The sequence below is a fragment of the Bordetella sp. N genome (genome assembly GCF_001433395.1).
Taxonomy (GTDB): Bacteria; Pseudomonadota; Gammaproteobacteria; order Burkholderiales; family Burkholderiaceae_B; genus Bordetella_C.
In genome coordinates, this window is sequence record NZ_CP013111.1 from 5,213,625 (window position 1) to 5,222,832 (window position 9,208).

The 9,208-nt window shown below is 61.6% G+C and carries 11 protein-coding genes and 1 pseudogene; 1 reads left to right on the plus strand and 11 read right to left on the minus strand.

All coding sequences use genetic code 11. From position 1 onward, the window contains the following. Position 1: 1 nt before the first annotated feature. Genes rpmC through rplC form a run of 9 tightly spaced genes read right to left on the minus strand, consistent with a single transcriptional unit; the run spans position 2 to position 4,486 of the window. Positions 2–193, minus strand: coding sequence for a 50S ribosomal protein L29 (rpmC, locus tag ASB57_RS22535; RefSeq protein WP_057654227.1), 192 nt, complete (start codon positions 191–193; stop codon positions 2–4). Between the two features lie 10 nt (positions 194–203). Continuing rightward, on the minus strand, positions 204–620 hold the full coding sequence (gene rplP, locus ASB57_RS22540; protein ID WP_057654228.1) for a 50S ribosomal protein L16: 417 nt from the start codon (positions 618–620) through the stop codon (positions 204–206). A 2-nt stretch (positions 621–622) separates the two neighbouring features. Then, the gene (rpsC, locus tag ASB57_RS22545) at positions 623–1,423 is read right to left on the minus strand and encodes a 30S ribosomal protein S3 (RefSeq protein WP_057654229.1); all 801 of its coding nucleotides are present in this window, start codon (positions 1,421–1,423) and stop codon (positions 623–625) included. A 9-nt stretch (positions 1,424–1,432) separates the two neighbouring features. Further along, entirely contained in the window at positions 1,433–1,762 is a 330-nt protein-coding gene (gene rplV, locus ASB57_RS22550) for a 50S ribosomal protein L22 (RefSeq protein ID WP_057654230.1), read from the minus strand. A 3-nt stretch (positions 1,763–1,765) separates the two neighbouring features. Continuing rightward, on the minus strand, positions 1,766–2,041 hold the full coding sequence (gene rpsS / locus ASB57_RS22555; protein ID WP_057654231.1) for a 30S ribosomal protein S19: 276 nt from the start codon (positions 2,039–2,041) through the stop codon (positions 1,766–1,768). 12 nt (positions 2,042–2,053) lie between these two features. Next, positions 2,054–2,881 (minus strand): 50S ribosomal protein L2, encoded by an 828-nt coding sequence (rplB, locus tag ASB57_RS22560; RefSeq protein ID WP_057654232.1) that lies wholly within the window; start codon positions 2,879–2,881, stop codon positions 2,054–2,056. After that, positions 2,882–3,178, minus strand: a complete 297-nt coding sequence (gene rplW / locus ASB57_RS22565) for a 50S ribosomal protein L23 (RefSeq protein WP_057654233.1) — start codon at positions 3,176–3,178, stop codon at positions 2,882–2,884. Beyond that, positions 3,175–3,792, minus strand: a complete 618-nt coding sequence (gene rplD / locus ASB57_RS22570; protein ID WP_057654234.1) for a 50S ribosomal protein L4 — start codon at positions 3,790–3,792, stop codon at positions 3,175–3,177. The genes rplW and rplD overlap by 4 nt, the downstream gene beginning before the upstream one ends. A gap of 4 nt (positions 3,793–3,796) precedes the next feature. Further along, positions 3,797–4,486, minus strand: coding sequence for a 50S ribosomal protein L3 (gene rplC / locus ASB57_RS22575; RefSeq protein WP_057654235.1), 690 nt, complete (start codon positions 4,484–4,486; stop codon positions 3,797–3,799). A gap of 669 nt (positions 4,487–5,155) precedes the next feature. On the opposite strand from rplC, the gene ASB57_RS22580 reads away from it, so the two are divergent. After that, positions 5,156–7,492, plus strand: coding sequence for a hypothetical protein (locus ASB57_RS22580; protein ID WP_057654236.1), 2,337 nt, complete (start codon positions 5,156–5,158; stop codon positions 7,490–7,492). 76 nt (positions 7,493–7,568) lie between these two features. Here the strand turns inward: ASB57_RS22580 and rpsJ are convergent, their stop codons facing one another. Both rpsJ and tuf read right to left on the minus strand, forming a co-directional pair. Then, positions 7,569–7,880 (minus strand): 30S ribosomal protein S10, encoded by a 312-nt coding sequence (gene rpsJ / locus ASB57_RS22585; RefSeq protein ID WP_003806903.1) that lies wholly within the window; start codon positions 7,878–7,880, stop codon positions 7,569–7,571. 68 nt (positions 7,881–7,948) lie between these two features. Further along, positions 7,949–9,140, minus strand: a pseudogene (tuf, locus tag ASB57_RS22590) (elongation factor Tu). Positions 9,141–9,208: the final 68 nt, after the last annotated feature.

Here is a 9,208-nt window from a genome sequence, read left to right on the forward strand (position 1 = left end):
ATTAGCTTCCTGCCTTCTCGGTCAGCAAGGTGCGGACGCGAGCGATGTCACGACGCACTTTGCCCAGCTGGCTGGTGTTGGCGAGCTGCTGAGTAGCTCTCTGCATACGCAGACCGAATTGGGCACGGAGCAGGCTCTCGAGCTCTTTCTGCAGCTCGGCGACGTCTTTGGTACGGAGTTCTTGGGCTTTCATAGTGGACTCCTTAGGTGCCAATGTGACGAGCCACGAAGGTCGTCGCGATCGGCAGCTTAGCGGCGGCCAGGCGGAAAGCTTCGCGAGCCAATTCTTCGCTCACCCCTTCCATTTCGTACAGCACCTTGCCGGGTTGGATTTCAGCGACCCAGTACTCCGGGTTGCCCTTACCGTTACCCATACGGACTTCGGCGGGCTTTTGCGAGATCGGCTTATCGGGGAAGATGCGGATCCAGATCCGGCCGCCACGCTTGATGTGACGGTTGATAGCACGACGAGCAGCTTCGATCTGGCGAGCGGTCAGACGGCCACGGCCGGTGGCCTTCAGACCGTATTCGCCGAACGACACGTTGGTGCCGCGCGTTGCCAGGCCCGTGTTGCGGCCCTTCTGCTCTTTGCGATATTTTCTGCGTGAGGGTTGCAGCATGTTTATTCTCCTTCGGGCGCCGGCGCAGCGTCCGCTTTACGCGGACCGCGACCACGGCCACCACCGCCGGGACGGCCACCAGGACGGTCGCCACCAGGACGATCGCCACGGGGGGCACGGCGCGGACGGCGCTCTTCTTCGCGAGGCGCGGCGGTCTCAGGCGGCAGTTCGCCATTGGCCAGCATGTCGCCCTTGTAGACCCAGACCTTGATGCCGATCACACCGTAGGTGGTGTGGGCTTCCGAGGTGCCGTAGTCGATGTTCGCCTTCAGCGTGTGCAGCGGCACGCGACCTTCGCGGTACCACTCGGTACGTGCGATTTCGATGCCGTTCAGACGACCGGCGCTCATGATCTTGATGCCTTGGGCGCCCAAACGCATGGCGTTTTGCATGGCGCGCTTCATGGCGCGGCGGAACATGATGCGCTTTTCGAGCTGTTGCGAGATCGAATCGGCGATCAGCTGAGCGTCGGTTTCCGGCTTGCGGATTTCCTCGATGTTGACGTGCACGGGCACGCCCATCAGACGCTGCAGATCGGCCTTCAGGCTTTCGATGTCTTCGCCACGCTTGCCGATCACCACGCCCGGACGAGCCGAGTAGACGGTGATGCGGGCATTCTTGGCGGGACGCTCGATAACGACGCGACCGACGGAAGCGCTCTTGAGCTTCTTCTTCAGGTATTCGCGAACGCGGATGTCTTCGGCCAGCATGGCACCGAAGGTTTTGTCATCAGCGTACCAACGCGAGGACCAATTACGGGTGACCGCGAGACGGAACCCAGTGGGGTGAATTTTCTGACCCATCGTGACTCCTTAGGCTCCGACCTTGACCGTGATGTGGCAGGTCTGCTTCTCAATGCGGTTGCCACGGCCCTTCGCACGAGCGGAGAAACGCTTCATCGATTCGGCTTTGTCCACGAAAATAGTCGTGACCTTCAGCTCGTCGATGTCAGCACCGTCGTTGTGTTCGGCGTTGGCGATCGCGGATTCGACAGCCTTTTTCAGGATGCCGGCGGCTTTCTTGGGCGAGAAGTTGAGGATCTCAAGGGCACGAGCGACCGACTTGCCGCGGATCAGGTCCGCAACCAGACGGGTCTTCTGGGCCGAGATGTGAACTCCACGGATAATGGCAGTAGTTTCCATCGCTTACCTCTTGGCCTTCTTGTCCGCGGCGTGACCCTTGAACGTACGGGTCAGCGCGAATTCGCCGAGTTTGTGGCCGACCATGTTCTCGTTGATGTAAACGGGAACGTGTTGCTTGCCGTTGTGCACAGCGATCGTCAGACCGATGAACTCGGGCAGGATCGTGGAGCGGCGCGACCAGGTCTTGATCGGCTTCTTGTCTTTGCCCGCGACGGCTTTCTCTACCTTGGTAATAAGGTAGGCGTCGACAAACGGGCCTTTCTTGATCGAACGTGACATAGTGTTCGCCTCTTACTTGCGCTTGCGCCGTTGGACGATCATATTGTTCGTCCGCTTGTTGCTACGGGTCTTGTAACCCTTAGCCGGGGTGCCCCACGGGCTGACCGGTTCGCGAGCTTCGCCGGTGCGGCCTTCACCACCACCGTGCGGGTGATCGACCGGGTTCATGGCAACGCCACGAACCGTCGGGCGGACACCGCGCCAACGCATTGCACCGGCCTTGCCGATTTGGCGCAGGCTGTGTTCTTCGTTACCGACTTCACCAATCGTGGCGCGGCATTCGATGTGAATGCGGCGCACTTCGCCCGAACGCAGACGCACTTGGGCGTAAACGCCTTCGCGAGCCATCAGCACGGCGGAAGCGCCAGCCGAGCGAGCGATCTGCGCACCCTTGCCGGGCAGCATTTCGATGCAGTGAATCGTCGTACCCACCGGGATGCTGCGGATACGCAGCGTGTTGCCGGAGCGGATGGGGGCTTCGTCGCCCGACACCAGCGAGGCACCAACTTCCAGGCCACGGGGCGCGATGATGTAGCGGCGCTCGCCATCGGCGTAGCACAGCAGCGCCAAGTGCGCCGTACGGTTGGGGTCATATTCCAGGCGTTCGACCTTGGCGGGGATGCCGTCCTTGTCACGCTTGAAATCGACGATACGGTAATGCTGCTTGTGACCACCGCCACGGTGACGGATGGTGATGTGACCGTTGTTGTTACGGCCAGAGCCACGCTTCTTCTTTTCGAGAAGCGAAGCCAGAGGGGCGCCCTTGTGCAGATTGGGGCTGACCACTTTCACCATGCCACGGCGGCCGGCCGAGGTCGGTTTGACTTTAACGAGGGCCATTTACTTCACCTCCGCAAAGTCGATTTCCTGGCCTTCCTTGAGCGAAACGTAGGCCTTGCGCTCATTGCGACGGCGACCCACGAAACGGCCAAAGCGCTTGACTTTGCCCTTGCGATTGAGGACCTGCACGGACTCGACCTGCACCTTGAAGAGCAGTTCGACGGCAGCCTTGATTTCCGGCTTGGTGGCCGTGTCGACCACGCGGAATGCGACTTGTTGGTTCTTCTCGGCGACGAAGGTGGCCTTTTCGGTCACGATCGGTGCCAGCAGAACCTGCAGCAAGCGTTCGGGGTTCATCCGAGCATCTCCTCGAGTTGGGCGATGGCGGGCTTCGTGATCAACACTTTCTTGTAGTGGATCAGCGAAAGCGGATCGGCATAGCGCGGTTCGACCACGGCAACGTGCGGCAGGTTGCGGGTGGCGAGGTAAACGTTTTCGTCGAAGTCGTCGGTGATGATCAGCACGGACTCCAGACCCAGGCCCTTCAGCTTTTCAGCTGCCAGCTTGGTCTTGGGCGATTCCAGCTTGAAAGCGTCGACAACGGCGATGCGGCCTTCACGGGCCAGTTGCGACAGGATCGAGCGGATCCCGGCACGGTACATCTTCTTGTTGACCTTCTGGCTGAAGTTTTCGTCCGGCGAGTTCGGGAACGCGCGACCACCCCCACGCCACAGCGGCGACGAGGTCATACCGGCGCGAGCGCGGCCGGTACCCTTCTGGCGCCAGGGCTTCTTGGTGGAGTGCTTGACGTCCGTACGATCCTTCTGAGCACGGTTGCCGCTACGCGCGTTGGCCTGGAAGGCCACGACGATCTGCTGCACCAGCGCTTCATTGAATTCACGGCCGAAGACGGTGTCGGCAACGCTGACGGTGCCAGCTTCACCTTGGTCGTTCAGGAGCTTGAGATCCATTTGCTTACGCTCCTTTCTTGGCCGGGGCCTTGACGGCCGGACGCACAACGACGTTAGCTTCGTTGTGGCCGGGCACGGCGCCCTTGACGAACAGCAGACCGCGCTCAGCGTCCACACGGATCACGTCCAGGTTCTGGACGGTACGCTGCACGTCACCGAGGTGACCCGACATGCGCTTACCGGGGAAAATGCGGCCAGGATCTTGCGCTTGACCGATCGAGCCGGGCACGCGGTGCGAACGGGAGTTACCGTGCGACGCGCGTTGCGAACCGAAGTGGTGGCGCTTGATGGTACCGGCAAAGCCTTTACCGATGGTGGTGCCCGTGACGTCAACCGTTTGGCCGACTTCGAACACGCTTTCCACGGTGACCACGGTGCCGGCGGTAAATTCGGCGGCTTTCGCGGGGTCGAGGCGGAATTCCTTGAGGATGCTACCGGCTTCGACGCCGGCTTTCGCGTAGTGGCCGGTTTGCGGCTCGGCAACGCGCGACTTGCGGCGTTCGCCGTAAGCCAGCTGGACAGCGGCATAGCCGTCGCTTTCCAGGGACTTGACCTGGGTCACTCGGTTGTTCGACAGATCCAGCACGGTCACCGGAATGGACTCGCCATCCTCGGTGAAAATACGGGTCATGCCAACCTTGCGACCCACCAGCCCGAGCCGATGGGCGGCAGGCGTGGGTGTCGGATTCGACATCGTTTTCTCCATTCCCGACTACGATTGGTCGGGGCTAATCAGGCGAAGAGACACTTCGCCCTACGTGTGTGTCATTTTTGCCGCGGCTACAGCGGAGCGTCCCTAATGAGGACAGGCACACCCCTGCCAAAAACGGCAATCTCAGACTATAGCATGCTGATTTGCCGGGTTGCAAGTAGCCGCCCGGGTTTGTTGTTGCGGCGCAATGCCTGGCCGCGGGCCGCCCCAAGCAGGGATGGCAGGGGCGGGATTGACGCCGAATTTACGTTCCCGGGAATCAAGTGAAGTCTTCGCCCCGGCGGCGGCCGGCCCGGCTTGGCGCCGGCGCCGGGCCTCCCAGCGACGGTGCTGGCGATGCTGGCCTTCCAAATCAAATCAGACATGAATCAGCGAACCGGCGGGTGAGCCCTGCCTGCGGCGGCCCTTGCGCGTAGCCGGCCTGTCCGGAACCGGGGCGACCGGGATACCGACTCAGGTCTGGATCAACAATCGCAACCTGAGGACGGAGCCGGTATGGCAGGTGAAATTACAAGCGGGGGCCCACAACGGGTGGCCTCCTTCCATTCCTGGGAGGGTGAGTCCTTCCTGTACCCCCGCGACGACCTCATGGTTGTCAAAGCCTCACCCACCACCGAACGGGCAAGGGTTCGTGGCCAACTGCACTGGTTAATGAATCGCTTGTTGGAGGCCAGCCCGGTCGTCAAGGCAGTGTGCAAGGACTCCGCCAAGTGCGCCCGGGCGGTGCGCGACGCACTCCCCCACTTCGAACGCCGTACGCCTTCAATCAGCGGCTCGTCGACGCCAACTTCGCTCGGCAGCTCCAGCGACCTTAGCGCCAGCATCATCGCCTTAGGGGGGGACGCCGACAGCCTGGACCCGAAGGTCATCAGCCATGCCGCGGCGTGGCTGCGCAGCCTTGTGAGCGTCGAACAGGAACAGCACCAGTCCGACGCCCGCAACACGGATCCCGGCGTCCAGGGCGTCAGGCGCAAACTCTGGAGTATCTTGCGGCATGCCTGGACGGGCGTCCAGGCAAAGGCACGTCCTGATCTGCATAAACAAACGGGGTCCAGCACGCGCGCATTGGGCGGCGTCCAGCGCCGGGATTACCGGCTCACGCCCGCATCCATACGCCTGCACATGCAGGCCGCATTCAAGTTGGTCAGCGACAATAAATTCCACGACCTCATGAATCTGGCCGAGCGCATCAAGCGCGACGACGGCTGCCGCACGGCGCTGGAAGACAGGCTGGTCAAGTGGGCGGCTACGCCTACGGGGATGGAATGGTTCAAGACGGTCGTGGGCCTGGCGCAGCCTGACATCTCCGTGCCGATCGTGAAGGAGTATCTCAAGGCATTTGCGGAGACGATTCCGCAAGAGACGATAGACCGCTACCAGCGCAGGCCGCTGATGGCGCTGAAGATTCAGCTCCAGATGCTGGCGTTCTTCAAGACCAGCTACAACGCTGCATTGGAAGATATACGGCACGGCATGACGGACGCCGAGAAGGCGTGCTACGACACCGAGATGCATGCCTTCCGCAAGGAAATGCGCGCGCTCTCGAAAGGACCTGCCGCGCCGGAAAAGAATGGCATTACCGATCTGGCCGGCAGTCGGCAGGAACGCGTGAACATCCTCCACAAGCGCATCGCCGCGATGTTCGTGCAACTGCTGCGCGGCATGTACGAGGAACATGAACTGCGCGGGCAGAACTCATACCGCGATGCGGTGAATGGTTTGCTGAACACCGTGGATTGCGATGACGTGCTGCTGGACTTCCTCAACGGGATGCACCAGTCGGGATACGCCGAGCTGACGGCTTGGGTGATGGGATCTTCGGTGACGGGCGGGGTGGCCCATGTGCTGCCGATCTTTCGGGAATGCCTTCTCGAACGCAGGCAGGCGAAAGCCGCTGCGATCAATGGCCAGATACGTGGCGAGGTACGCGGCCCCACGCGCGGCATGGCGCGATACTCCGGCGGCCCGCCCGGCGCGGTGGCCCTCCCCATCGGTATCGACGCTGACGTCGTTGAGCAGATCCGGCATATGGGCAGACCGGCTAAGGATAAGGTCGCTTCCGCCAAGGCATTATTCACTCACTGGCTTGAGGGGCTCGTGTATCCCTTGCGCTGGGACCTCGACGCGAAAGAGGCATGGCGCACCGAGCACTTCCAACGAAAATTCCAGGATCGCGTCCGCGCATTCGTCCGTATCGACAGGTATTCAACGGATGCGCAGATAGCCGCCGCCTACAACGACATGGTGCGCGCGCTCGTCGTTCAGAAGGCGAGTCAGATGCGTCTGAACGAACCGGGTTTCGATATGGAAATCGAGCTTCGTCTTGCGCTCAAGGACGAGGTGGCCAGACTGCGCGGGTCGCAGGCGGCAGGACTGTATGGGCTGCTGGGCGAAGCAGCGCGGCCGCCTACCATGAAATTCAAAGCGCCACGGAATCGCATCATGAAAGCGCTGTTCGCGCTGCGGGAGTGGTGGCGCAACCCGTACGGACACGCCGTCGATTTGCAGGCAGCTGGCGCCCATGTCGACGAGACCCTGTTGGCGCCGAACAGATCGTGGGTCTATCTTCGGCAGCTGCTTAAGAGCGAGCCCTTCGTACGCAAGAACCTTGGGCCGATCCAGGAGGCCGTCCACGCATGCCTGCGCAACGACCAGACGGAGCGATTCGAGAAGCTGAAGTCTTTGATCAACGTGCGCAGCGCCGTGGGCAAGGCGGACGACATCATCGTCCCGGACCAGATGTTTTTGGAGGCGCTAAGAAGAGAATCGCGCACCGTGGTCGAAGGGTATTTGCACAAATGGTGCACGCACGCCGCCACGCGGCATATGGCGGTCAAGTCCCTGTGCGGCGAGGCGGGTCCCAATGAGAACGAGCAATGGCAGCTTGGCTTCTGGATGAAGGCCCTGTCCTGCCAGGCGCACGAAGTGCTTCACGCGCGCAACCGCGCCATCGGGGTACTGCTCGGAGAAACCGCCGAGCCCCAATGACAAAGGCCGCGCCCCCGGAGGTAACGCGGCCTTCGCTATAACGCGCCCTCCTTCGCAGGGCGCGTCACATTACTTCTTACTGCAGGGCGATTTCGACATCGACACCGGCCGGCAGATCCAGACGCATCAGGGCGTCCACGGTCTTGTCGGTGGGATCAACGATGTCCATCAGACGCTGGTGCGTACGGATTTCGAACTGGTCACGCGACGTCTTGTTCACGTGCGGCGAACGCAGCACGTCGTAACGACGGATACGCGTGGGCAGCGGAACCGGACCACGGACGACCGCACCGGTGCGCTTGGCGGTGTCGACGATTTCAGCGGCCGACTGATCGATCAACTTGTAATCGAACGCCTTCAAGCGGATGCGGATCTTTTGGTTTTTCATGGTGTTTCCTACTAAAGAACGATGTAAGCGGTGACCCGTGGAGCCGGATCACCGCACCCGGCAGGGAATTACTTCAGGATCTTGGCAACGACGCCGGCGCCGACGGTACGACCGCCTTCACGGATGGCGAAACGCAGACCTTCTTCCATGGCGATCGGAGCCAGCAGGCGAACGGTCATCGACACGTTGTCGCCCGGCAGAACCATTTCCTTGTCGGCCGGCAGTTCGATCGTGCCCGTCACGTCCGTCGTGCGGAAGTAGAACTGGGGACGATAGCCGTTGAAGAACGGGGTGTGGCGGCCGCCTTCTTCCTTGGACAGGATGTACACCTCGGACGTGAAGTCCGTGTGCGGGTTGATCGATGCGGGCTTGGCCAGCACTTGGCCGCGCTCGACGTCTTCACGCTTGGTGCCGCGCAGCAGGATGCCGACGTTGTCGCCAGCCTGACCTTGGTCCAGCAGCTTGCGGAACATTTCCACGCCGGTGCAGGTCGTCTTGACCGTGGGCTTGATGCCGACGATTTCGATTTCTTCGCCGACCTTCACGATGCCGCGTTCGATACGGCCGGTCACCACGGTGCCGCGACCCGAGATCGAGAACACGTCTTCCACGGGCATCAGGAACGGTGCCGTCCACGGCGCGCTCGGGCGTCGGGATGTACGTGTCCAGCGCGTCAGCCAGCTTGCCGATGGCTTCTTCGCCCAGGGGACCCTTGTCGCCTTCCAGCGCCAGCTTGGCCGAACCCGTCACGATCGGGGTGTCGTCGCCGGGGAAGTCGTACTTGCTGAGCAGTTCGCGAACTTCCATCTCCACCAGCTCGAGCAGTTCAGCGTCGTCCACCATGTCGGCCTTGTTCAGGAAGACGATGATGTACGGCACGCCAACCTGGCGGCTCAGCAGGATGTGTTCACGCGTTTGCGGCATCGGGCCGTCAGCGGCCGACACCACCAGGATCGCGCCGTCCATCTGCGCCGCGCCCGTGATCATGTTCTTCACATAGTCAGCGTGGCCCGGGCAGTCAACGTGCGCATAGTGACGCGCTTCCGTTTCGTACTCGACGTGAGCGGTGTTGATCGTGATACCACGTGCCTTCTCTTCGGGCGCCGCGTCGATCTGGTCGTACGCCTTGGCTTCGCCGCCGAACTTCTTCGACAGAACGGTGGTGATCGCTGCCGTCAGCGTGGTCTTGCCGTGGTCAACGTGACCGATCGTGCCCACGTTCACGTGCGGCTTGGTACGTTCAAACTTGCCTTTTGCCATGATCTCTATCCTTAGTCTTACAAGGAAACTGTTTACTTAGCGCCGCTTCCGACGATCGGAAACGGCGC

Bases quoted from the DNA above. Each gene is read 5' to 3' on its own strand.
- rplB (WP_057654232.1), bottom strand. From the start codon at position 2,881: ATGGCCCTCGTTAAAGTCAAACCGACCTCGGCCGGCCGCCGTGGCATG.
- ASB57_RS22580 (WP_057654236.1), top strand. From the start codon at position 5,156: ATGAATCGCTTGTTGGAGGCCAGCCCGGTCGTCAAGGCAGTGTGCAAG.
- rpsJ (WP_003806903.1), bottom strand. From the start codon at position 7,880: ATGAAAAACCAAAAGATCCGCATCCGCTTGAAGGCGTTCGATTACAAG.
- rplD (WP_057654234.1), bottom strand. From the start codon at position 3,792: ATGGATCTCAAGCTCCTGAACGACCAAGGTGAAGCTGGCACCGTCAGC.
- rplC (WP_057654235.1), bottom strand. From the start codon at position 4,486: ATGTCGAATCCGACACCCACGCCTGCCGCCCATCGGCTCGGGCTGGTG.
- rplP (WP_057654228.1), bottom strand. From the start codon at position 620: ATGCTGCAACCCTCACGCAGAAAATATCGCAAAGAGCAGAAGGGCCGC.
- rplW (WP_057654233.1), bottom strand. From the start codon at position 3,178: ATGAACCCCGAACGCTTGCTGCAGGTTCTGCTGGCACCGATCGTGACC.
- rpsC (WP_057654229.1), bottom strand. From the start codon at position 1,423: ATGGGTCAGAAAATTCACCCCACTGGGTTCCGTCTCGCGGTCACCCGT.
- rpsS (WP_057654231.1), bottom strand. From the start codon at position 2,041: ATGTCACGTTCGATCAAGAAAGGCCCGTTTGTCGACGCCTACCTTATT.
- rpmC (WP_057654227.1), bottom strand. From the start codon at position 193: ATGAAAGCCCAAGAACTCCGTACCAAAGACGTCGCCGAGCTGCAGAAA.
- rplV (WP_057654230.1), bottom strand. From the start codon at position 1,762: ATGGAAACTACTGCCATTATCCGTGGAGTTCACATCTCGGCCCAGAAG.